At 65.4% G+C, this 23,336-nt stretch carries 21 protein-coding genes; 9 read left to right on the plus strand and 12 right to left on the minus strand.

Annotation, left to right across the window (positions count from 1 at the left end; genetic code table 11):
• The first annotated feature begins 95 nt into the window (after positions 1-95).
• Entirely contained in the window at positions 96-1,343 is a 1,248-nt protein-coding gene (locus ACIBJI_RS36425; RefSeq protein WP_397087816.1) for an erythromycin esterase family protein, read from the plus strand.
• Between the two features lie 461 nt (positions 1,344-1,804).
• On the plus strand, positions 1,805-2,524 hold the full coding sequence (locus ACIBJI_RS36430) for a class I SAM-dependent methyltransferase (protein ID WP_364356006.1): 720 nt from the start codon (positions 1,805-1,807) through the stop codon (positions 2,522-2,524).
• 32 nt (positions 2,525-2,556) lie between these two features.
• Here the strand turns inward: ACIBJI_RS36430 and ACIBJI_RS36435 are convergent, their stop codons facing one another.
• From ACIBJI_RS36435 to ACIBJI_RS36450, 4 genes are all read right to left on the minus strand, one after another.
• Complete coding sequence (locus ACIBJI_RS36435) at positions 2,557-2,934, minus strand: YbfB/YjiJ family MFS transporter (RefSeq protein ID WP_397087818.1); 378 nt, start codon at positions 2,932-2,934, stop codon at positions 2,557-2,559.
• 22 nt (positions 2,935-2,956) lie between these two features.
• The gene (locus ACIBJI_RS36440; protein ID WP_397087820.1) at positions 2,957-3,187 is read right to left on the minus strand and encodes a YbfB/YjiJ family MFS transporter; all 231 of its coding nucleotides are present in this window, start codon (positions 3,185-3,187) and stop codon (positions 2,957-2,959) included.
• Positions 3,184-3,849, minus strand: coding sequence for an alpha/beta fold hydrolase (locus ACIBJI_RS36445; RefSeq protein ID WP_364356106.1), 666 nt, complete (start codon positions 3,847-3,849; stop codon positions 3,184-3,186). The genes ACIBJI_RS36440 and ACIBJI_RS36445 overlap by 4 nt, the downstream gene beginning before the upstream one ends.
• Before the next feature lie 174 nt (positions 3,850-4,023).
• On the minus strand, positions 4,024-4,620 hold the full coding sequence (locus ACIBJI_RS36450; RefSeq protein WP_364356015.1) for an alpha/beta family hydrolase: 597 nt from the start codon (positions 4,618-4,620) through the stop codon (positions 4,024-4,026).
• Between the two features lie 384 nt (positions 4,621-5,004).
• Between ACIBJI_RS36450 and ACIBJI_RS36455 the strand changes: the two genes are divergently transcribed.
• Entirely contained in the window at positions 5,005-6,840 is a 1,836-nt protein-coding gene (locus ACIBJI_RS36455) for an acyl-CoA dehydrogenase (RefSeq protein WP_396959506.1), read from the plus strand.
• A gap of 60 nt (positions 6,841-6,900) precedes the next feature.
• Here ACIBJI_RS36455 and ACIBJI_RS36460 read toward each other — a convergent pair whose 3' ends face one another.
• Positions 6,901-8,025 (minus strand): diguanylate cyclase, encoded by a 1,125-nt coding sequence (locus tag ACIBJI_RS36460; RefSeq protein WP_364356021.1) that lies wholly within the window; start codon positions 8,023-8,025, stop codon positions 6,901-6,903.
• Between the two features lie 233 nt (positions 8,026-8,258).
• On the opposite strand from ACIBJI_RS36460, the gene ACIBJI_RS36465 reads away from it, so the two are divergent.
• Entirely contained in the window at positions 8,259-9,362 is a 1,104-nt protein-coding gene (locus ACIBJI_RS36465; RefSeq protein WP_364356024.1) for a DUF4185 domain-containing protein, read from the plus strand.
• A gap of 7 nt (positions 9,363-9,369) precedes the next feature.
• Here ACIBJI_RS36465 and ACIBJI_RS36470 read toward each other — a convergent pair whose 3' ends face one another.
• Complete coding sequence (locus tag ACIBJI_RS36470) at positions 9,370-11,145, minus strand: VanW family protein (protein WP_364356027.1); 1,776 nt, start codon at positions 11,143-11,145, stop codon at positions 9,370-9,372.
• Positions 11,146-11,721: 576 nt separating this feature from the next.
• Between ACIBJI_RS36470 and gnd the strand changes: the two genes are divergently transcribed.
• From gnd to prcB, 3 genes are all read left to right on the plus strand, one after another.
• A complete protein-coding gene (gene gnd, locus ACIBJI_RS36475; protein ID WP_396959503.1) occupies positions 11,722-12,753 on the plus strand; it encodes a phosphogluconate dehydrogenase (NAD(+)-dependent, decarboxylating) in 1,032 nt (343 codons plus the stop codon).
• A gap of 113 nt (positions 12,754-12,866) precedes the next feature.
• Positions 12,867-12,995 carry a hypothetical protein gene (locus tag ACIBJI_RS36480; RefSeq protein ID WP_396959501.1) on the plus strand — a complete coding sequence of 43 codons (129 nt, stop codon included), beginning with the start codon at positions 12,867-12,869 and terminating at the stop codon, positions 12,993-12,995.
• Between the two features lie 32 nt (positions 12,996-13,027).
• Positions 13,028-13,828 (plus strand): proteasome subunit beta, encoded by an 801-nt coding sequence (prcB, locus tag ACIBJI_RS36485; RefSeq protein ID WP_364356033.1) that lies wholly within the window; start codon positions 13,028-13,030, stop codon positions 13,826-13,828.
• 4 nt (positions 13,829-13,832) lie between these two features.
• Here the strand turns inward: prcB and ACIBJI_RS36490 are convergent, their stop codons facing one another.
• Entirely contained in the window at positions 13,833-14,378 is a 546-nt protein-coding gene (locus tag ACIBJI_RS36490) for a hypothetical protein (RefSeq protein ID WP_327095059.1), read from the minus strand.
• 186 nt (positions 14,379-14,564) lie between these two features.
• The gene (locus tag ACIBJI_RS36495) at positions 14,565-15,881 is read right to left on the minus strand and encodes an acetyl-CoA C-acetyltransferase (protein WP_364356037.1); all 1,317 of its coding nucleotides are present in this window, start codon (positions 15,879-15,881) and stop codon (positions 14,565-14,567) included.
• Positions 15,882-16,126: 245 nt separating this feature from the next.
• Here ACIBJI_RS36495 and ACIBJI_RS36500 point away from each other — a divergent pair, with 245 nt between their 5' ends.
• Both ACIBJI_RS36500 and ACIBJI_RS36505 read left to right on the plus strand, forming a co-directional pair.
• Positions 16,127-17,485 carry a 3-oxoacyl-ACP reductase gene (locus ACIBJI_RS36500; protein ID WP_397087822.1) on the plus strand — a complete coding sequence of 453 codons (1,359 nt, stop codon included), beginning with the start codon at positions 16,127-16,129 and terminating at the stop codon, positions 17,483-17,485.
• Positions 17,485-18,351 (plus strand): MaoC/PaaZ C-terminal domain-containing protein, encoded by an 867-nt coding sequence (locus ACIBJI_RS36505; RefSeq protein WP_364356043.1) that lies wholly within the window; start codon positions 17,485-17,487, stop codon positions 18,349-18,351. The genes ACIBJI_RS36500 and ACIBJI_RS36505 overlap by 1 nt, the downstream gene beginning before the upstream one ends.
• Positions 18,352-18,525: 174 nt before the next feature.
• Here ACIBJI_RS36505 and ACIBJI_RS36510 read toward each other — a convergent pair whose 3' ends face one another.
• From ACIBJI_RS36510 to ACIBJI_RS36525, 4 genes are all read right to left on the minus strand, one after another.
• Entirely contained in the window at positions 18,526-19,803 is a 1,278-nt protein-coding gene (locus tag ACIBJI_RS36510) for a DUF5685 family protein (RefSeq protein WP_397087824.1), read from the minus strand.
• A gap of 122 nt (positions 19,804-19,925) precedes the next feature.
• Positions 19,926-20,525 (minus strand): TetR/AcrR family transcriptional regulator, encoded by a 600-nt coding sequence (locus ACIBJI_RS36515; protein ID WP_364356049.1) that lies wholly within the window; start codon positions 20,523-20,525, stop codon positions 19,926-19,928.
• 217 nt (positions 20,526-20,742) lie between these two features.
• Complete coding sequence (locus tag ACIBJI_RS36520; RefSeq protein ID WP_364356052.1) at positions 20,743-21,903, minus strand: glycoside hydrolase family 3 N-terminal domain-containing protein; 1,161 nt, start codon at positions 21,901-21,903, stop codon at positions 20,743-20,745.
• Positions 21,904-21,942: 39 nt separating this feature from the next.
• A complete protein-coding gene (locus ACIBJI_RS36525) occupies positions 21,943-23,271 on the minus strand; it encodes an ADP-ribosylglycohydrolase family protein (RefSeq protein WP_397087827.1) in 1,329 nt (442 codons plus the stop codon).
• Positions 23,272-23,336: the final 65 nt, after the last annotated feature.

The raw sequence follows: 23,336 nt of genomic DNA on the forward strand, positions 1-23,336 counted from the left end.
CGCGGTCATGTGCGAATGTTCCCCTCGATTTGACCTCAATGGCACTTCAGGTATGAAGCTTGGTCGAGTTGAGTCGTCGAGCTTCGGGAGAGACTATGGGCACCACACTCGCACCAAGTGAATCAGACACCGGCACTTCGGATTTGCGCGAATGGCTGCGTCTACATGCACGGCCGATTTTTGATACGGGTTCGAATAGCACCGGATCGGATATCACCGCATTAACCGAACGGCTCGGGTCGGCGACCGTGGTCGGACTCGGTGAGTCGACCCGGTTCTCTCGACAGACCTTCGGACTGCGTGAACGGGTATTCCGTGTACTGGTCGAGGAATACGGTTTCCGTACGCTCGCGGTGCAGGACGGTGCGCGTTCCGGTGAGCGACTCGATGCCTATGTGCGGACCGGCGCGGGAGATCCCGAATCGGTGCTCGCGGGTGCGTGGCGGCCGACCCGGACCGCCGAAATGGCGGTGGCACTGGAGTGGATTCGCGAATTCAATCAGGAGCACCCGAACGACCCCGTGCGAATTCTCGGCGTCGAGCCACCGCGCGCGGAACCGTCGGATTACGACGTGGTGCTGGATTATGTTCGGCAGCAAGCACCGGATCGGTTGGCCGCCATCGAATCCCACCTCGACCCGATCCGCACCGCGCATCAGATCGATGAACATGTGCAGCGCCATCAAGGAATTCACCCCGGCCGTCCGTTCATCGACGACGCACGCGATGCCTCGGCATTATTCGAAAAGCTTCCGGTGACAACAGAATTCGAAAATGCGCTGACGCATCTGCGGCTCATCGTCGAATTCCACGAGAAAAGCGTCGCCGGCCAGGGTGGTTTCGCGCGCGACGAGCGACCTGCCGCGAACCGGGTCATCCAATGGCAGCGCGATACCGGTGCGAAAATCGCGTATTGGGACGGCATCGCCCACACCGCCGCCCTAACCCTCGGTGCCGGTCCGGCGGAGAGCTCCGAATTCCGTGGTACCGGTAGCTATTTGCGCGAACATTTCGGTGCTCGGTACATCTCGGTCGCCATCGGCTTTCATCACGGAAATCTCGGTATGGCGGTGGCACCGGAACCGCTGCCGGACCTTGTCGACTCGACGCTCGGCACGGTGGACCTGCCCGCCTTCTACATCGACTTGCACAGCGACGCACCGGAATCGGTACGACTGTGGCTGCACGGTCCGGCGAAGCTGCGCACGATCAGCGGCATCTACGATCCGGCCAAGGACGCCACAGCGCACACCACCGTGCGATCCCTCGTGGACGCTTTCGACGCGCTCGTCCATATCCGCGAGACCTCGCCGGTGCATTGGTTGCCGCACCCGAGCTCTTAAGGCTCGGTCCGACCGCCCACGATATCCCCCGGCGCACGCGGCAGACGGATTCGCGATCGTCGCGGACGCGCGGAGTTCGCGCGCTCCGCAGCGGTCGCACGCGCGGCCGGAGCGCAGTGCACCGAGGGTCGCGTGGGCGCAGTCGCACAGCCATCGCATGGCAGTCAAATGGCGCACAGCCATCACATGGGGCCACGACCATCACGTGACGCATGACCATCAGGCGACCCCCCATCGCGCGACGCACGACCATCACGGAACCACGCCTATCGTGTGACCCACGATCATCACACTGGCGGACCCCCATCACACGGGCACACGACCGACTTGCATGGCGCACGGCACATCGGACGGCACATGGCCGTCGCGGGCCACATACCCGTCCCGAACCGCACGGGCGTCGCGTGGCGCACAGCGGCGCACGGCATCGCGTGGGTCCACGGGCAAATACACTCGCGCATATGGACGCGACCGATTGGGACACGCGGTATGCGCAGAGTGAACTGGTCTGGGGTGCACCGCCGAACAGCACCGTGGTGGAGCACGTTTACGGGCTGGAGCGGATCGCCCCGTTAGTGCCGGATACTCCCGACAGTGAGCCGCCCGGCTTACCGCGTGCCCTCGATCTTGCCTGCGGCGAAGGTCGTAATGCGCTGTGGTTGGCCACGCATGGCTGGCAGGTGCATGCCGTCGACTATTCACAGGTAGGTATTGATAAGGGCCGTACCATCGCGAGTCGGCTGTCCCGCTCGGTCCGCAGCCGGATCAGTTGGCAGTGCGCCGATGTCACCGATCTGGACGCCGCGGGCATAACCGGCCCGTACGAACTCGTGCTGATGGTCTTCCTGCACCTGCCCGCCGAACAACGCCGTCCGCTGGTCCGCCACCTCGCCGATCTACTCGCCCCTGAGGGCACCCTGCTGGTCCTCGGTCACGACACCACCAATCTCACCGAGGGCTTCGGCGGCCCGAAGGACCCCTCGGTCCTGTTCACCCCCGACGACATCATCGCCGACCTCGGCCCCGATCCGCACCGCATCCGCGTCCGCATGGCCGACCGCATCTACCGCCCCACAGAGGAACGCGACGCCATCGACGCCCTGGTCATCGCCACCAAACCCCCGGCAGATCCGCCTGCCGTCGAGTCCGAAACGCATATCGAGCCGCCACGCGAAACCTGACGCCGCGCCCGATAATTCAGCTCACCGCTTGGTCATCCGCAGGCCGCGGCGGAACCTGACATGGATCGGCTGCGCGCCGAGAGAACCGGTCTCCGTATCCGATTGCCCTCGGTTATGGCGATCGCTGCGGCGGTCCAACTGAGCACCGTCGCCAGCCCCGCCGCCATGCCGAGCAATACCCAGGCCAACCGCCATTGCTCGCTCAGCAGCGGAATTATGGTGCGGCTGAAGGCGATTCCGAGTCCGGCACCCGCGAAGTAGATGGTGATCGGTGTGGACGCACCGGCACAAGTGGCCAAGCGCGCCGCGATCATCCCGCCCGCGATGAACACCAGCGCTCCGGCGGCACCCGCAGCGGCCCGAGTTATCAGCAGCACAAGGTAATCGCTGTTCACGGCAGTGCTGGCCAATGCCCCGCAGTAAGGTCATACCTCAGCGGAACGCTCCCGTGGCGCCGAGCACGCGCACGGCAACGGCGGTAACCAATGCTCCCTCCCGGTAGCCGAGCCCGTTGGCGGTACTCATGGCTCCGGTCTCGCCCAGACTCCAGTCGAGGTCCGCGCGCATCGCCGGGACGAGCAATCCGAAGGCTAAGCGGGCGAGCCCGAGCGCCGAGGCGGTGCCGAGGGCGAGCCGCACCGCCTGCCGATCAGCCGGATTCACCGGTCCGCGAGCAGGATCGCCACCAACTCATCAGGGGCATCACGCATGAGGTTGTGCTTGCTGTCCACTGCATGCGTGCGCCACTGTGGATCATCCCGAAGCCGCTCATAGCAGCTGGTGAACGGAGATTCACCGTCCCAGCTCGCCGCGTAGACGTACTCCCTACGCCGGAATCGGGTGAGGTCGCCGGTGAGCTGGACCGACTGCAGCAGCGAGGCCAGCGGGTGTCCGGTAGCTCGTGGATCGAAGAAAGGCAGCGGCGGCACCGCATAACCGGTCTCCGCCACGTCCAGGTACCACTGCCGCTCCTGTTCGGAGACCAGCCGCCACATGGAGTCATCGTGGCGCGGCACAACGGCATCGAGGTAGACCAGCGAATCGATCCGGTCAGGTACCCGGTCGGAGGCCCCGGTAATCACCATCCCGCCGTAGCTGTGACCGACCAGCACCGCGTCCTCGATATCCTCGGCCACCAATAGCCGCACCACATCCTGGATATGCGTCTCGAGGTTCACCGACGCGGTCAGCAGATGGCTGCGCTCGGCGAGTCCGGTCAGGGTCAGCGGGTAGACCCGATGACCAGGCCGGCGCAACTGCTCGGTGATCGATTCGTAGCACCAGCCGCCGTGGCACATGCCTGGGATTAGAACGTAGGTCGCCAATTCACTCTCCGGTGTCGCTTCGCCGGGTCGGTCGGTGGGCGGGTGCGGCACCGACATATCGACCCGAGAGTCTTCCAGCGAAGTGGAATCGCAATCAGAAGTCCAACAGATCGTTCTTCTCATAGCGAGAAGTTCTTGTTATATAGCGAGGTAGCGAACCGCGACCTCGAACAGCTACGAACTCCACCGCGCCAGCCAGGGTGTGACCGTCTCGGCGATGATGTCGAAGCCGGACCGGAAAGAGTGTGACTGACCTGGGATAACGCGGACTTCGGCGGCATCGCCCGAATCGGGCACACCAAACGGGTCATTGGCGCCGTTGATCACGACGACTTCGATCTCACCTGGAGCCAGCAGTTCCTCGCGCCGCGTCTTCTCCGGCTTACCCGGCGGATGCAGCGGAAACGACAGCGCGAGTACGCCGCGTGCATCAGCCGCAATGGCAGTACGGCACGCCACCCGAGCCCCATTGCTGCGCCCACCCGAAATCAGTGGGACCTTCTTCACCCGCTTGCGCAGGTCGGCGACGATCTCCAGCCAGGCCTCGTCCTGCTTCACCGGGGACCCGGGCGCGCGTCGTCCGGCGACCCGATACGGCTGCACCACCCGCGCGACCGCGCCGCCCAGTTCGTAGGCACAATCGCGCACGGCGAGCAGGTCTTTCGCATCGACACCGCCGCCGGATCCGTGCGTGAGCAGCAGCAGGAACGCCGCCTTGCGCGGCTTGTCGAGCTCGATCTCCGCGGGCCCGCCGCTCGTCTCGATTCGCACCTCTTCACGGTAGTCGCCAGCTATCCGGAGACCCCAGCTATCCGGAGGCGCCCAGCTATCCGGAGACGCCCAGCCAACCGCGGCGCCTCGGCCGCCAGATATGCCTCGGCTAACCCCACTCGATCGTCTACTACGCGAGCCGTAGACGAACGGCAACGCATTCGAGTGTTTTTCACATCACATTTGCCCGCTCGAGCCTTTGCGGCCCCATTACCGACCGGTAATATGGCGAATAAGTTACCCGCGAGTAGCAAGCGGCTGATCCTTTCGAGCGACCTGCAAGCAGTTCGCTACGGAGGCCGGCACGGCTACCCGGTGGACGGACAACGGGCGGGAACGGCAACCAACCGACCGCACCAACTCAACGGAGAGTGAGTAACAGAAATGGGCCACTACAAGAGCAACGTCCGCGACCTGGAGTTCAACCTCTTCGAGGTACTCGGCCTCGGCACCATCCTCGACAGCGACGCCTACGGCGATCTCGACACCGAGACCGTCAAGGAGATGCTCAACGAGGTCCGTCGCCTGGCCGAGGGTCCGCTGGCCGATTCGTTCGTCGACGGTGACCGCAACCCGCCGACCTTCGATCCCGAGACCCACACCGTCACTCTCCCCGAATCGTTCAAGAAGTCCTACCGCGCGCTGGAAGACGCGGGCTGGGCCAAGGTCGCCGTCCGAGAGGAGCTGGGTGGCCTGGGTGCCCCGAGCGCCGTCTCCTGGGCGCTCGGCGAAATGATCCTCGGCGCCAACCCGCCGGCTCAGATGTACGCCGCCGGCGCGGGTTTCGCGCAGGTGTTCTACAACAACGGCACCGATGAGCAGAAGAAGTGGGCGCAGATCATCGCCGACCGCAACTGGGGCGCCACCATGGTGCTGACCGAGCCGGATGCCGGTTCGGATGTCGGCGCCGGCCGCACCAAGGCGATCGAGCAGGAGGACGGCTCCTGGCACATCGAGGGCGTCAAGCGCTTCATCACCTCGGGTGATTCCGACGACCTGTTCGAAAACATCATGCACCTGGTGCTGGCCCGCCCCGAAGGCGCCGGTCCGGGCACCAAGGGCCTGTCGCTGTTCTACGTGCCGAAGTGGCACTTCGACTTCGAGACCCAGACCCTTGGCGACCGCAACGGTGTCTTCGTCACCAATGTCGAGCACAAGATGGGCATCAAGGTCTCGGCCACCTGTGAGGTCACCTTCGGCGGCCACGGCGTGCCCGCCAAGGGCTGGCTGGTCGGCGAGGTACACAACGGTATCGCACAGATGTTCGACGTCATCGAGAACGCGCGCATGATGGTCGGCACCAAGGCCATCGCGACCCTGTCGACCGGTTACCTGAACGCACTGGACTACGCCAAGCAGCGCGTCCAGGGTGCGGACCTGACCCAGATGACCGATAAGGCCGCCCCGCGCGTCCCCATCACCCACCACCCGGACGTGCGCCGCAGCCTTGCCATGCAGAAGGCCTACGCCGAGGGGCTGCGCGCCATCTACCTCTACACCGCCGCACACCAGGATGCGGATATCGCCGAGCTGGTCTCCGGCGCCGATAAGGATGTGGCCTTCCGGGTCAACGATCTGCTGCTGCCGATCGTCAAGGGTGTCGGCTCCGAGCGGGCCTACCAGTACCTGACCGAGTCGCTGCAGACCTTCGGCGGCTCCGGCTTCCTGCAGGACTACCCGATCGAGCAGTACATCCGCGACGCGAAGATCGACTCGCTCTACGAGGGCACCACCGCGATCCAGGCGCAGGACTTCTTCTTCCGCAAGATCGCCCGTGACCGCGGCGTCGCGCTGGCCCACGTGGCCGGCCAGGTGCAGAAGTTCATCGAGTCCGAGGCGGGCAACGGCCGGCTGAAGGCCGAGCGCAAGCTGCTCGCCACCGCGCTCGAGGATGTGCAGGCCATGGCCGCCACCCTCACCGGGCATCTGATGGGCGCCCAGGAGCAGCCGACCGAGCTGTACAAGGTCGGTCTGGGTTCGGTGCGCTTCCTGCTCGCCGTGGGTGACCTGCTCATCGGTTGGCAGCTGCTGCGTCAGGCCGACGTCGCCATCAAGGCTCTCGACAACGGCGCGACCGGTGCCGATGAGGCGTTCTACAAGGGCAAGGTCGGCGTCGCGCAGTTCTTCGCACGCAATGTGCTGCCGGAGCTGACCGCGACCCGCGCCATCCTGTCCAACCTGGACAACGACATCATGGAGCTGGACGAAGCGGCGTTCTGATCCAATAGGCTTCGCACACGGCGGCCCCGGATTTTGTTTCATTTTCCGGGGCCGCTGTCGTTATTTTGTGCGGTGCACCATCTCTCGGGCGGGCTCGGCGAGATCGATCGTCGGTTGTTCCGGGCCTTCCGCCAGCACAACGGTATTGCCGCCCAGCCGTTTCGCCTGATACATCGCGTTATCAGCACACCGCAGCAGCAATCGTGATCGTCCCCCGTCCGTGCCGCCGTCGTGCACCGCGACACCAACACTTGCCGTGACGGTGACGGATATGCCGGGCGTCTCCGCCACGGCAAGGCGCAATCGCTCGCCCAGACTCAGCGCAGCCGCGCGATCCAACTGATCGACCACCGCGAACTCCTCCCCACCGGTGCGGGCGACCACGGCATCGGGATCGGCCGCGGCGCGCAACCGCGCGGCCGTCGAGACCAGCACCTCGTCACCGATGGTGTGGCCGAAGGTGTCGTTGACCGCTTTGAAGTGGTCGAGGTCGAGAGTTATCACGCACAGTTGGCGCTGGTATCGCGAACGGTGCACGTAATAGTCGAGTCCGCGACGATTCAGCAGCATGGTCAGCGGATCCGAGAGCACATCGATGCGCAGCACCCAATAGCAGAACTGCAACGCGGGCAGCACCAGGACGATGGCCGCGACCATGATCAAGACCATCGCACCGGCGAGCGCGAGATCATTGGTCTGCGCGTCGGTCACCAGCAATACCGCCAGCGCACTCACCGTGAGCAGTGACCATCCGGCGTGCGCGGCGAGCGCCTTCGGACTGTGGAAGAACGTGATGTAGGCGCCGGTGACCACAAGTAGCATCGCGCTCAATGCGCCGTACACCCGATCGCTGTCCACCAGGCACGACGCCGTGATCGCCAGATCCGCCCACGTCAACATGGCCAGCGAGGTGATGGCGCGGGGCCACGGGAACAGCCACCAGCGGACCGCCCACACCGCGGCCGTCGCACCTGCCGTCGCGAAGATCGTGCGGGCCACCGTGCCGTTCGGACCCGCGGGCGACATCCAGATCAAGATATTGATCGCGAGCATCAACGCACCGCCCGCACCGATGATCGCCTTGATCAGGCGCAGCCCGGAATGGGATTCGAGAGTACGCACGAACCAGCGATAGTGCGCCGGATCGCGCCACCAACTACTGAGTATCGCGCGACTGTCACCCATGGAGCCACCGCCTAGCGTTCACGAAATCCTGCTGGATGTACCGAACAGCTGTGCCATTTCGAGCAACCATTAAGCAAGCGGTGACAGGCCAGCGCCTGCCGAAGCCCCCGTCTCCTGGTGATCTTCAGTGTAGCGGTCGTCACATGTCGCTCTCCAGCATGCAGCAACCGGACATAGGTCACGAAACGGGGCACAATGACCGGGCAGACCGCGCGCAAGAAGGGATCGTCCGGATGAACCGATCGCTGTCCGCACTCACCAGAGCCGGTGCACTCGCCGCCGCACTCTCGGTCGCGCTGGCCGGACCGGCCGCGGCGGATTCGAATTTCGTGCTTCCGATCCCCGGCATCAACCCTATTCCCGGCATCAACGGACAGCCACGCGGCCTGCCGCACTTACCCGGATTGACCCAAGCGGTCTTCCAGATGACCGGTATGGACAGCCCCAATCGCACCCAGAACGTCAATGTGCTCGGCACCGACCTCGGCGTCATGTGGGACGACGGCAACGGCGGGATGATTACCGCCTTCGGTGACAGCGCGGGCCTCGGCTTCCCCAACCTGCTGGTCGGCAGCGTTTTCGCCTGGAGCAGCCAGATGCTTTTCCACAGCTCGACCAAGGATCCGTCGCACGGGATCTCCTTCGAGGGCGCCGTGACCAATCCGCTGCCCAGCCCGAAGATTCCGGGTATCGAGATCAGTCTCATTCCGACAGCGGGCATTTCGGTCGGCGGCGTGCAGTACATGAGCCTGATGTCGGTGCGCGAATGGGGTGAGCACGGCAAGTGGACGACCAACTTCTCCACCCTCGCCGCTTCCGGTGACGGCGGGCAGACCTGGGCCCCGCTGACCACGACCCGGCGTGCGAATGTGGACGGGCATCAGAACTTTCAGCAGAACGCCTTCCTGAAAGATGCCGGTTACGTCTATCGCTACGGCACCCCGGCCGGTCGGCTGAATCCCGGATTCGTCTCGCGGGCACAGGAATCCGATATCGCAGATCTCGATCGCTACGAGTACTGGGACGGCAAGGAGTGGAAGCCCGAGGCCAAGGACGCCACACCGATCGTCGGCGATGTCAGCGAGCTGTCGGTCATGTGGAACGAGCATCTCGGCAAATTCATCATGCTCACCACGGATTCCAAGAACTCGGTGGTGCTGCGCACCGCATCGGCGCCGGAGGGACCGTGGAGCGAGTCGGAGGTGCTCGTCGACGGCACCGCGCTGCCGAGCGCCTACGCGCCGATGATCTTCCCGTATCAGACCGGCGGTGACCTGTACTTCTTGCTGTCGGTATGGAACCAGTACAACGTGCTGCTGATGCGAACCCCGCTGTAGGAGTTGCCTACTCGCACTTCACGACCGGTACCGGGTCGTACTTCACCGTCCGCGTGGTGCGTGAGATCTGCCGACCGGTTTTGCGATCGGTGATGACTCGCGTATCGGAGATTGTGAACCCCGGTGCGCCTTCAGTGGCGATGCAGTCCTTGCCCTTGGGGAGTTTGACCTCGGTCGGCTCGGTCGGCTTGGTCTTCTCGCCGGTGATGGATTCGACATTGACGGTCTTGGTGCCCCAGAGGCGGACCGTGACCTCCGAGTCGGTGGTCGATGTTTCGATGTAGACACCGGATTGGCTGTTATTGCGGAATTTGAGGTCGATGGCGCCGTCGAAGACGGTGGCCTCGCGTGCCGCCGGATAGCGGGAAATGTAGTAGCTGTGCTCGGTGTGACCGGCATCCTCCATACCCGCGAAATAGGCGGCGTTGTAGAGGGTGGTCGCGAACTGGCTGATACCGCCGCCGACCGCGGTGCTCGGACGGCCGTGGTCGATGATGCCGGATTCGACGTAGCCCTCGGCAATGCCACGTGGTCCGGTGAAGTCGTTGAGCGAGAAGGTTTCTCCCGGTTTGACGATGGCGCCGTTCACCTTCTTGGCGACCACGCGGATATTCACACCGGACGGTCCGCTGAAGCCGCTTGTGGTGAATTGGCCCATCACCTCGGTGACGCCGAGTGCATTGGCGGCCTCGGTGGTGAGCTTGGGATCCACCTTCTCGTAGACGGCCTGGGCGGTGCGCTCCTGCGGTGCGACGATGAGATTCGGCAACTGCTCGAACGTCTTGGCCCAATTGATCTTGTCGCCGATCACGGCCGGAACCACCGACGCGGTCGACCCGGTCACGGCGAAGGTCGCATCCTTGGCCTCGACCTCGGACGGCGCGAGTTGCGGACCCAGCACCCCGAGAGCGACATCTTGTTTGAAGGTCGCGGCCAGACCACCCTGACCATCGGGGGCGAACGACAGTATGGACGCGATCTGCTCCGGCTCGAGCTTGCCGGTCGCATTGTTCTTGCCAGCGAACACAATCGGCGCACTCACCGCCGGCTCGGCAATAGTGTGCAAGGCCTGCTCGACCGCCTGCGCGCGCACGGCAATGGGCGCGGCCGTCTCCGGAAGATCGAGCAGCGCACCGAGATACCAGTTTTCGATGAGCGCGGTGCGCGCGACCGGAACATCGAGGATGCGGCCGGGGACCGGTGGCACGGCGACCGGGCGGGCGCCGTCGAAGGCGATGGTGCCCTCTACCGTCGCGCGGTCGTGCACGCGCAGGGCGGTGAGCTGGGCATCGAGTGCATTGTCGTCGACGGTGCTCGCGACCGGCACCGTATGCGTGACGAACAGCGAAGTCAGTCGGGTTATCGGATTGAGCGGTTGGCCGCCGACGCGGGTCCAGGTGGTATCCCAATCCACCGCCAGGCCAGCGGTTTTGGGAGTGAGCCTGGTCTGCACGTCGCCGATCTGCAGTGGCAGTTCCTGGTCGACGCGCGGATCCACCGCGGTGTGCAGCTGGGCAGCCGCGTCGGCGGTGTCCTTGCCGCCGATATCGATACCGGCCATCACGACGCCGCGTGGTACGTGACCCGACGAAAGTACAAGGTCCGCAACGTAAGCCAGTCCGCACACCGCAATCAGTGCGCCGACGCCGATGCCGATGCGTTTGGCGATGGGCGATCTCAGCCCGCTCGGTCTGGACGGCTGTTCGGGTGCACGACGCCGCTGGCCACCGGTGGGCTCGGTCGCTTTGGGCCGTCGGCTTGTCCGCAGCGGCTCGGTCGGCATGGAGTCCCCGGCCCACTCCGATGCCTGATGTCCCGACGATGCTTGATGTCCCGACGCAGTCTGCGGCGAGTGCGCCGGTACCGCTGACTCATGCTGCGCGGCTGCCTGGTGCGGCTGCGCCGACCGCGGTCTGGGTGGTTGCGGCGGCCGCTGATCCGCGTCCGGAGACGGCTGCGCAACGGTGCGCGGCGGCGGGGGCTGCTGTGGTGTGGCGGATCGAGCCGAGTCGAGGAGCTGTCGTAGTCCGACCTGGCCGCCTTCGTGTCGGTCGTGCCGCCCGGTACTCGATTCGCTCGTCACGAACCGTCCTCCCCGCTCGATTGTCAGGAGCTCGCACGGTGCGAGCCCCGCCCACGATAATCGCCCGCGCCGACATCGTCAGCACAGCACGGTTCACCAGCAAATCTCGTGCAACGGTCCGCGCCACACATGGAAGGGCCCCGCGTAGTTGCCGGGTCGGGGGTCTGGCAACTACGCGGAGCCAACCCGTTTATCGCTGCGACCCACCGCGCGTTACACATGCGCGAGACAATCGAGTTGAACTCCTGCCCCACACGCGACGAGGAGATGGATGGAATGCAGCTGGGAATGATCGGCCTAGGTCGGATGGGCGGCAATATCGTGCGCCGGATCGTCAAGGACGGGCATACCGTGGTCGGCTACGAACGCAGACCCAAGACCATCGACACGCTCGTCGCCGAATTGGGCAGCGATGGCTTCCAGGGCTGCACCGATCTGAAGGACTTCGTGTCCAGGCTGGAGACCCCGCGCGTGGTCTGGGTGATGATCCCGGCAGCGGTGACGGGCCAGGTGATCGACCAGGTCGCCGAGCTGCTCGAGCCCGGCGACATCATCATCGACGGCGGCAACAGCCGCTACCACGACGACATCGCGCGCGCCGCAGCACTGAAGCCCCAGGGTATCCACTATGTGGACATCGGCACCTCGGGCGGCGTATTCGGACTGGACCGCGGCTTCTGCCTGATGATCGGCGGCGAGCCGGAGCCGGTGGCGCATCTGGATCCGCTGCTGAAATCCATCGCACCCGGGGTCGAGGCGGCCGAGCGGACGCCGGGCCGCACGGGCGAGCCGTCGCCCGCCGAACAGGGCTATCTGCACTGCGGACCGGCCGGTGCGGGTCATTTCGTGAAGATGGTGCACAACGGCATCGAATACGGCGCGATGGCCGCCTACGCCGAAGGCCTGAACATCCTGCACAAGGCTGATATCGGCGCGACACACGATGCTGTGGCCTCCGCCGAGGAGACGCCGCTCGAACATCCGGAGTGGTACCGATACGACATCGACGTACCCGAGGTGACCGAGGTGTGGCGGCGCGGTTCGGTGGTCGCCTCATGGTTGCTGGACCTCACCGCGAGCGAGCTCTACGCCGATCCGACCCTGGCATCCTTCGACGGCCGGGTCTCGGATTCCGGTGAGGGCCGCTGGACCCTCGACGCCGCGATCGATACCGGCGTCCCCGCGCCGGTGCTCGCGGCAGCACTGTTCGCTCGGTTCTCCTCACGTGGCGAGGCGCTCTACGCGGACAAGATGCTCTCGGCCATGCGCAAGGCCTTCGGCGGTCACATCGAGCTGCCCGAGAAGTAGGACTATCGAAACTCGCCGTAGTTTCGGCGCCGAGGAGGAACGCGGGCGGCAGCTCTACGACAAGCGCTGTACCGCCTGCGGGGTTATGGCCAGGACAAGGGGCCGAGCAGATCGTGCGTTCCATTCGTAAGAACAAGGAGATCGTCCCGGTGACTTCGCAGGCTCGCGCGCAGTACATGTTCGGGCAGCTCGCGCCCGGCCCGGTCCGATTCGCCGCCGCCCGCGGAAGGCTGGTGCGCTGACGCCGGGTGCGGGAGTCGTTACGGTGGGAGATATGGAGTACGCGACGTCTTCCTTCTCCGAGAACCTGCGCCGATATGCCCCAGAACTCCTGCCCGGCAGCGATTTCGGCGATGCCACAGTGCGCGGGCAGGACATCGCGCCGCACGGCACCACGATCGTGGCCGTCGCCTACCGCGGCGGGGTGCTGCTCGCCGGTGACCGGCGCGGCACCATGGGAAATCTGCTGGCCAGCCGGGATATGGAGAAGGTGTTCATTACCGATACCTATTCGGCGGCGGGTTTCGCGGGCACCGTCGGCATGGCGATCGAGATGATCCGGTTGTTCGCGGTCGAGCTCGAACACTACGAGAAGATCGAAGGCGTCGGGCTGACCTTCGAGGGCAAGGCCAACAAGCTATCGAAGATGGTGCGCGACAATCTGCCTGCCGCGCTACAGGATATGGCGGTGGTCCCGGTACTTGTCGGCTACGACCTGAGCGCCACCGATCCGGAGAAGGTCGGGCGGATCTTCTCCTACGATGTCGTCGGCGGTCGCAGTGAGGAGCGCTTCGGCTACACCGCGGTCGGTTCCGGTTCGCTGTTCGCGAAGTCCTCGCTGAAGAAAACCTACAGCCGCGGCATCGATGAGGGCCAGGCGCTACGCATCACCGTCGAATCGCTCTTCGATGCCGCCGAGGACGACACCGCCACCGGTGGCCCGGATCTCACCCGCGGCATCTATCCGACCGTGGTCGTCATCAATGCCGAAGGCGCCGTGGAGGTTCCGGCGCAACGGCTCGCGGAGATCACTCGCGGACTCGTCGAGGATCGTGCGGCACTCGCCCGCGAGTGAGTCCTCAGGGGGCCTCGCCGTAGAGCGCGCGGAAGTCCTCGAGTGTGCCGGTGTAGTACTCCAGGTCGTCGGCGAGCTTGGCACGCGTGATCTGCTCGGGCTCGTCGCGCCGTAGCTGTTCACCCAGTTCGGACCAGAATGCGGCAGCCGGGAGGCGGTCCGCACCCTCCGGCAGGAATTTGATCGCCTCGCCGATCGCCTCGGCGGCGAACTGCCAGTTCAGCTCGACGGTATTGCGGTCCTGTTCGGGTCTGCCCTGGTAGACCAGGTCCGCGTCGAGCGCACGGCGAGCGTAGGTGCCCGCGATCATGATCCACTGCCCGGCGTCGACCAGCGGGGAGACGCCGAGACCGAACCACACGCCGAGACGCCGGCACGCCGCCTCGGAGTCGTACGGGACCTCGATATCACCGAACGTCGAGTGCACCGTCCATGCGTGCTCACCTTCGGTGAGCGAAGTCTGGGGCGGGCTCGCATCGGCTGTCTCATCGGCTGCGGCGAGCAGGCCCAAGTAGGTCTGCGCTTCGGCCAGGGTCCTCGCGGTCGGCATCCATCGCTCCTGCACCCGTAGCGGTCTCGGACAACGGTTCCGAACGGAACCTACCCGGTCAGCCGAGCGGATACCGGAGTTCGCAAATATCGCCGCGAAATCCGTTGGTGTCGAATAGAACTCGCAAGTGCGGCCACAAACAGGAGGCGGCGTCGGCCGAGTCGGACGCCACCTCCTGTCGGCTGTCTAGCGCTCCAGGATCGCGACGACGCCCTGGCCGCCCGCGGCACAGATGGAGATCAACGCGCGGCCGGATCCCTTCTCCGCCAACATCTTCGCGGTGGATGCGACGATGCGGCCGCCGGTCGCGGCGAACGGATGCCCCGCGGCGAGCGAGGAACCGTTGACGTTCAGCTTGCTGCGATCGATCGAACCGAGCGCGCCGTCCAGCCCCAGACGCTCCTTGCAGTACTGATCCGACTCCCACGCCTGCAGGGTGGCCAGCACTACCGAGGCGAAGGCCTCGTGGATCTCGTAATAGTCGAAGTCCTGCAGGGTCAGGCCATTTCGGGCCAGCAGACGCGGCACCGCGTAGGTGGGCGCCATCAACAGGCCGTCGGGGCCGTGGATGTAATCGACCGCGGCGACCTCGGAATCGACCAGATGCGCGAGCACCGGCAGGTTGCGCTCGGTGGCCCATTCCTCGCTGGACAGCAGCACCGCGGAGGCGCCGTCGGTGAGCGGGGTGGAGTTACCGGCGGTCATGGTGGCATCGCCCAATTTGGTGCCGAAGACCGGCTTCAGGGTGGCCAACTTCTCGATGGTCGAACCGGGACGCAAATTGTCGTCGCGGGTCAGGCCGAGGAACGGAGTGATCAGATCGTCGAAGAAACCGCGGTCGTAGGCGGCAGCCATATTCTTGTGCGACAGGTAGGCCAGTTCGTCCTGGGCCGCGCGCGCGATGCCGAATTCCTTGGCGGTAATGGCGGCGTGCTCCCCCATGGACAGACCGGTGCGCGGTTCGGCATTGCGCGGGATTTCGATGCCGAGCATGGCCGGACGCAGCTGACCGACCAGCTTGAGACGGTCCTTATTGTTCTTGGCGCGGTTGGCGTCGAGCATCCACTCGCGCATGGACTCGCTGACCCCGATCGGAGCATCGCTGGTGGTGTCGGTACCACCGCCGACACCCGCATCGATGCGACCGGCGGCGATCGCGTCACCCACGGTGACGATCGCCTGCAGGCCGGTGCCGCAGGCCAATTGCAGGTCGTGGGCCGGGGTGTAGGGGCTGAGCTTGCTGCCGAGCACGCTCTCGCGGACCATGCCGTGCTCGCCGACGCGCTTGAGCACCGCGCCACCGACGACCATGCCGAGACGTTCGCCCTGCAGCCCGAACCGGCTCACCAGACCATCCAGTGCGGCGGTGAACATGTCCTGGTTGGAGGCGTGGGCATAGGCCTTATCGGAGCGGGCGAACGGAATCCGGTTACCGCCCACGATCGCAACCGGGCGTGGGCCCTTCTTTGCCGTGCTCTTCGCTGAACGGGCTTTGGTTGTCACTCGAGTCTCCAAGGTCTCGTCGGGTGCCCGGTGGGCCGTTCGACACGGACGTGTCCGCGCAGATCGGCGCCCCGTCGCGGTTGGTTTACTTTAAACTTACTCTGGAGTAAGTTTGTTGTCGAGACCGTACCCCGCAAGTGTGCGTAAATTCGCGCCGGGGCATGTAGTACGCGAGCAGACCATTCGGCAACGCAGCCACCGGCGTGCCGAAAACCACGACTCACGAGACAGAAAAGGGAGAAACAGTGGTAGCCAGCAAGAGCAAGGGTGCTCCCAACCTCTACGGATCGTTCGTACACTCCGCTCCCGGCCAGTTCCTGGCGAGCAAGTTGGGCCTGCCGCAGCCGCAGAACCTGCGTCGCTACCAGGCCGGCGAGCCGCCGCTGCCCGGTCCGGTGCTGCTCGGCGGCAAGGGCCGCGTGGCCGAACCGGTGCGTACCCTGCTTTCGGACTACACTTTCGCCGACGCGCCCGCCTCGGGTCAGAAGTACGGCGCGCTGGTATTCGACGCGACCGGCATCGGCACGGTCGAGGATCTCTCGCAGCTGTTCGATTTCTTCCAGCCGGCCATGCGCAGCGTCGCGGCATCCGGTCGCATCGTCGTCATCGGCACCACCCCCGAGCTGACCGCGGGCGTGGACGAGCAGATCGCCCAGCGCGCACTCGAGGGCTTCACCCGCAGCGTCGCCAAGGAACTGCTGCGCGGCGCCACCGCCCAGCTGGTCTACCTGCACCCGGAGGCCTCCGCCACCGCGTCCGGTCTGGAATCCACACTGCGCTTTCTACTTTCGGCCAAGTCGGCCTTCGTCGACGGTCAGGTCATCCGGGTCGGCAAGGCCGACGCGGTCGCCCCGGCCGCCTGGGACAAGCCGCTCGACGGCAAGGTCGCCGTGGTCACCGGCGCAGCGCGCGGTATCGGCGCGACCATCGCCGAGGTATTCGCCCGCGACGGCGCGACCGTGATCGTCGCCGATATCCCGGCCGCCGGTGAGGCCCTTTCGGCCACCGCCAACAAGGTCGGCGGCACCGCGCTCGCGCTCGACGTGACCGCACCCGACGCTGCCGAGAAGTTGGCCGAATTCGCCACCGAGCGCTTCGGCGGCATCGATATCGTCGTGCACAACGCCGGTATCACCCGCGACAAGCTGCTCGCGAATATGGACGAGGGCCGTTGGAATTCGGTCATCAACGTGAATCTCGCCGCACCGCACCGCATTACCGCGGGTCTGGTGGCGCGTGGCGCGCTGAAGGAGGGCGGTCGCGTGATCGACGTGTCCTCCATCGCCGGCATCGCGGGTAACCGCGGCCAGACCAACTACGGCGCGTCCAAGGCCGGTGTCATCGGCATGGTCAATGCAGAGGCGCCGAAGTTGGCCGAAAAGGGCATCACCATCAACGCCGTCGCGCCCGGATTCATCGAAACCGCCATGACCGCCGCCATTCCGCTGCCCACCCGTGAAGCCGGTCGACTGATGAGCTCGCTACTGCAGGGCGGACAGACCATCGACGTCGCCGAGACCATCGCCTACTTCGCCAGCCCGGCGTCGAATGCGGTGAGCGGCAATGTGGTTCGGGTCTGCGGTCAGAGCCTGATCGGAGCATGATGACCGAAACCATCACGCTCACCGAACCTCCCAAGAACAGCAGCCTTTTCGTCAAGGCCGCGCTCGGTGCGGTGCCGGTGCCGCTGGTCTCGGCGCGCAAATCGACGCTGCCCGACCGCGTGGTCCGGTTGGCGGGCCTGCGCGTGGATCCGGATCACCTGGCCGCGTACTGCCGGGCGACCGGACTGCGGTTCGGCGACTCACTGCCGCTGACCTACCCGTTCATCCTCAGTTTCCCGCTGGCGATGCAACTGGTTGTGGCACGCGACTTTCCGTTCGTCGCGGTGGGTGCGGTGCACGCGCAGAATCTGATCGAGCGCGGTCGCGAGATCTCGGTTAGCGAGCCGCTGGACTTCACCACGCATATCGAGAATTTGCGTGAGCACCCGAAGGGGCTGCTGGTGGATGCGGTCACCGAGGTGAATGTCGGCCGGGAATTGGTGTGGCGCCAGGTCACCACCTTCCTGCACCAACAGCGCACCTCGCTCTCGGGCGAACCGAAGGGTGAGCCGAAGCCGGAAGAGGTTCCGCCGCCGCCGATGCGCACCGTTCGGGTGGACCAGAAGACGATCACCCGTTATGCGGCTGCCTCCGGTGACCACAACCCGATCCACACCTCGGCATTGGGCGCCAAGGCATTCGGCTTCCCGAAGGCGATCGCGCACGGCATGTGGTCGGCCGCGAATATCCTCTCGAATGTCGAGGGGCGGATTCCCGAAAAGGCCAGCTACGCAGTCAAATTCGGTAAGCCGATTCTGCTGCCGTCCACGGTGAATGTGTATGCCGACCAGGTCGACGGTGGTTGGGATCTGGCGCTGCTGAACCCGAAGAAGGGGTATCCGCATCTGACGGCCACCCTGCGCTGATTTCGGATCTCGACCGAAGCCGCACCCCGGATAGGGGTGCGGCTTCGCTGTCTCCCCGACTCATCAGGGCCGATTCGGTTGCCGCGTACCAATTCGCCTCCCGCGCAGTGAATCACCCGAATCGGTGCGCGGCGTGACAGAACCTGCGCAGCATCTGCTGCGGGGTGGTTGGACTCAGCAGTCGCAGCCGCAACCGTCGCAGCAACAGCCGTCACAGTCGCAGCAATTACAGCCATCGCAGCAATTGCCGCAGTCACAGCAGTCGCCGCAGTCGCAGTTCTTGATCCAGGCGTCCTCGCGCTTGCCGCTGCACGGGTTGGTGTGGTCGGCGCAGCAGGCGTAGCCGGTGCAGTAGACGCCGAGGACCAATGCCAGCGCCTCGCCGATGCCGGGGCGACGCGGCGGCCTATCGAATCCCGTTCCCGGCGGCATCGGGTACTGCATTGTCGCGGTGTGCCGAGATGTACTGCAGGCGTGAGCGGTTGTGCCGAGGCCGCGGCCGACTCTGCGCACTAGGGCGTGCAGCGGGTCGAGCAGCATCCAGCGGATGGTGGGGACCTGGTCCAGTTTCGCCTCCGCGACCGCCTCGCGCAGGTTCGAATCCGATTGCCGCAGTAGGTCGTAGGCTTCGGGCATGGTGGTCGCGGTGGCCGCGAGCGGGTTGAAGCGGCCGCGGGTTCGGTCGTCGTCGAAGTCCTCGACCGCATCGGCGAGATGCGCGATGCGTCCGAAATGCCTGCCCGCCTCGCGCAAAGCGGCAACGTTTTCCGGGCGGTCGGCCAGCACCGCGGTGTGGGCGAAAAATTCCGCGCCGCAGACCTGCGTCGGCGCGGTCAGATCATCGAGAGAGATTGTGCGAGAGGCCGACGCTTCATCGAGCAATGCGTCCGCTGCGGAGCGGTTGGCATCGACCGAGGCGAGAGCTTCCAGCCGCGACTGCGAATTTATCGCGGCGACAAGCGGTTCCACATCGAGGCCGATCAGGGATGCCTGCGAGCGCGCGTGGTCAGCCCAGCGGCTCGATACCTTCGTCATCGGCCGCCGGGTGAGTAGCGAACTGTCACCATCGTCGAGGTGATCGCGAATCTTGGCCGATCCCAATAACAGTGACGCCGTGGCGGCCAGCAGTACGCCCGGCGAATCCGCACTCGCCACCTCCGCGCGACGCATCCCCCGAAGTGCGCACGGCCCCGCCGTCGTTCGCCCTATCGAGCCGGACATCTGCGCCTCGGTCAGCACGCTCAGGACGATCGCATCGGTATTGGTCGCCGCCCGCGCCAACTGCCCGTGCCCATCCCGCAGCCCCAGACACAGCCCACACATATGTGTGCGCCACGTGCTCGCATCGATGCCGTACTTCTCGGCCCCCTGCGAACACGGCCGCAACATCCCGAACAATTCCGCCCCCGTTCCCCGACCACTACGCCGGTCCACTCTCTTGATCTCCCGCACTCTGGCAGTCCGTTAACGCCGCCGCAAGCCGAGCCGCGATCAACACATGCGCACAGACCGCATCACCCCGTGGACAAGGTGTACAACTGCGAATAGAGGTGCACTGCCACCGGGGCAGGGAGTTACTCCGCCTTCTTGCGCCCCGCGAGACCGCGCCAGGCGAGATCGTCCAGCAGGTCGACCGCCTCGGAGACTTCGATGCGGCCGCTGGCCACACGGTCGGCGATGGCCTCGCCCGCCCCGATGACAGCCACCGCGACGACGTCGAAGTTGGTGCCGGGTTCGGCGTGCTTGGCGCTGGATTCGAGGAGTTTGGCGGTCAGTTCGATGACGCGTTCGCGGGCGTTTTCGATTTCCGAGGCGAAGGCTTGCTGGCCGATCGCCTGGCGGTAGAGCACCTGCCAGGAGTTGCGGTTGCTGTCGACGAATCCGAGGAAACCCTCGAGGGCCGTGCGGACCTGTTCGTGCGGGGAAAGTTGCGGATTGCCCGCAGGCGCTACCGATTCGATGAAGCGCAGTCCCTCGCGCTGGATGCAGGCGCGGAACAATTCATCCTTGGAGCCGTAGTAGAGGTACAGCATCGGCTTGGAGATTTTCGCCTCGGCGGCGATCGCGTCCATCGAGGTGTCGTGGAACCCTTTACGCGAGAACACCTCGACCGCGGCGTCGAGCATCTGCTGCTCACGAACCGCCCGAGGAAGTCGCTTCGTTCCGCCCGCCATCACTCTCCTACCGCATGTTGAGCTCTTATATTACTCCAAGGTAAGTTCGGCGGGTCGGATTGCGCGTTCGTAAGTTCGGCGAACTATCGGCACTCGGCTCCCATCCTGCGGACCGCGATGTCCTTGGATTCGCGGGCGCAGCTGTTCAGCTGACCAGCAGAGGAATACTACGGCTGTCCGGCGATAAGGCAGCTGTACAACATACGAGAGCCGGGTTTCAGCAGGACGGTAGCGCGCCCTTGTATCGAGCCATCCGCAGCACCGACGCGTCGACCCGGTCCGCCGAAAGGCGTCCGCTCGATACCGCCTGCTCGAGGCGGTCCAGCACCTGCGGCACCGCATCGGTGGTGATCCACAGGGCATTGTCGGCCCCGGCGATCAGCGCCGCCTCGACAGCGTCCTCGATGCTCATCCGGCTGGTGATCGCGGCCATGCCGCCGAGGTCGTCGGTGAAGATCGGACCCTGGAACGGGGCCGCGCCGTAGCCGGTCCCATCGCGCAGCAACGCCATGGCCTGCGGACTGATGCTGGCAGGGACATCGGCGGTGGTCAGACCGGGTACGTCGAGGTGACCGACCATGGCGGCGGCACCGGAGTCGACCAGATTGCGGAACGGCACGAGGTCGACACTCTGCAGCTGCGTCAACGGCGGGGTGCGGACGGCACCCGTGTGCGAATCGCCCGATCCGGAGCCGTGGCCCGGAAAGTGCTTCATCACCGTACCGACGCCGACCTCGTTCATGGCGCGGATGTAGGCGTCGGCGAATTCGGTGACCACCGCGGGATCGTCGGAGAAGGACCGGTCACCGATGACGGACTCGTCGGGCTGACTGCTCACATCGACGTCCGGCGCGAAGTCCACCGTGACGCCCAGATCCTTCAGCGCGCGGCCGCGGGTCACGGTGGCGTCGTGGAACTGCTCGGCGGTCATGGTCTGGGCGGTCACCCGGGCCGATGGGGCCGGACCGATCAGATCCTTGACCCGGGAGACCCGGCCGCCCTCCTCATCGATGGTCACCATCAGCGGCACCTTCGCGGCGGCTTTGACCTGTTTGATCAGGCCATCGGCCAGCAGCGATTTATCGGTCCAGCCGCCGACGAAAATACCGCCGACCTGCGAATTGCGCACCACATTCGTGGCGTCGTCGGCACCGGTGACACCGACGGTCAGCAGCTGCCCCAGCTTCTCGCGCAGGGTGAGTTTCGCGAGGTAGTCGGCGCCGCAGTCGCCTTTGGCGGTGGTGGTGGCGGGAGCCGCGGAACCGGTCGCCGCGGCGGGAGTCGCGGATTTCGACGGCGCGGGGCCGGAGTCACCGTTCGAGCACGCCGTCGCGACGGCGGCCAGGATTGCGAGCAGGACGAGAGGCGTCTTCCGCATGAGAGTCCACGGTAATCGGCGCGCTCCGGCTGGTCCGACTCAGGTACGGCTAGCGGCCAGTCGCTGCGTCCGGCGGGCCAGGTCGCCGATCCGGCTGCCGTCATGGCCGAAGACCGCGCTGTGCAGTTTGTCGTGGAACGGGTCGGTCCAGTGGGTCGGGATACCACGGTCGCCGACGCGGATTCCGGCGACCGAACCCGCGGTCGCGCCGTTGGAGTCGGTATCGCAACCGCCCTGTACCGTGAGCGCGATGGTGCGCGTGAAATCGCCTGCGCCCCAAAGTAATCCAGCGGCGACGAGGCAGGCGTTCGGAATGGCGTGCACCCAGTTGTAGTGGTCGTGGCGGCGATGGATGGCTTCGAGAGCCTGCTCCCATGGCATGCCGCTGCCATGGTCCGCGAACACTTCGGCAACCGCGACGCGCAACCTCGAACGTTCCGGAATGCATTGTTGGGCAACCGAGAGCGCATCCGAAATGCCGTCGGCGGTGAAAGCCGCGGCCACCAATGCGGCCGCCCACATCGCCGCGTACACACCGTTGCCGGTATGGGAAAGTCCGGCATCGCGGGCGGCGAGTTCAGCGGCACGTACCGGATTACCCGGGTTGACGTAACCGTAGATATCCGCGCGGATCATCGCGCCTATCCACTCACGGTACGGATTCCGATACCTGGCCACCTGCGGCGGTTTCCGACCGGCGATCAGATTGCGGTAAGCGACCCGCTCCGCGGTGTAGGTCTGCAGAAATGGCAGATGTGCCAACCAGGCGTCCGCGACATCGGACTGCGTGAAATTCGTTCCGCACGTTTCCAATAGGTGCAGTCCCAGCACGGTGTAATCGACATCGTCATCGCGCGGTGCGCCGTCGATTCGGCCCTTCGCCGATACCGGCCAGGTCGGATTCAACGGATATTCCGCTGCCGGCGGCAATAATGCGGGCACATAGTCGGTCAGTGGATAGGCATCGGCGCGCTCGAGATAGGCGCGGATTCGCGCGGGCGTCCAGACGAATCCGTTTTCCAGCGGCTTACCGAGCGTGCAGCCGACGCAGCGCCCGAGCCAGCCGCCGTGGATCCGCTCGAAAAGCTCGGGTATCGCCGCGACCGGCCGCATTACCGACTGCGGTGCCGCGGTTTCGGATTCGTCATAACCCCAGTCGGGATCGTGTTCGGTGCTTTCGAGTCGATCGAAAACCGCCCAGCATTCGGCCGGTTCCGCATGATCGGCGGCGACCAATGCGCGCACCTCGGACTCGAACTCGGCTACCGGATAGCCCGATTCGAGCCGCTGCCGCCATTCATAGAACAGCAGCGTCCGCGGGTCGATCTCGTGCCTGCCGAAGAACACCAGTTCGTTCGCATCGGGCATATCCGCTCCTGGTCCGTGTCGCCCAGTCGATTTTTCTGTGCAATCCTTTCCCACAGCAAATTATC

The organism is Nocardia sp. NPDC050408, assembly GCF_044458905.1.
Lineage (GTDB): Bacteria > Actinomycetota > Actinomycetes > Mycobacteriales > Mycobacteriaceae > Nocardia.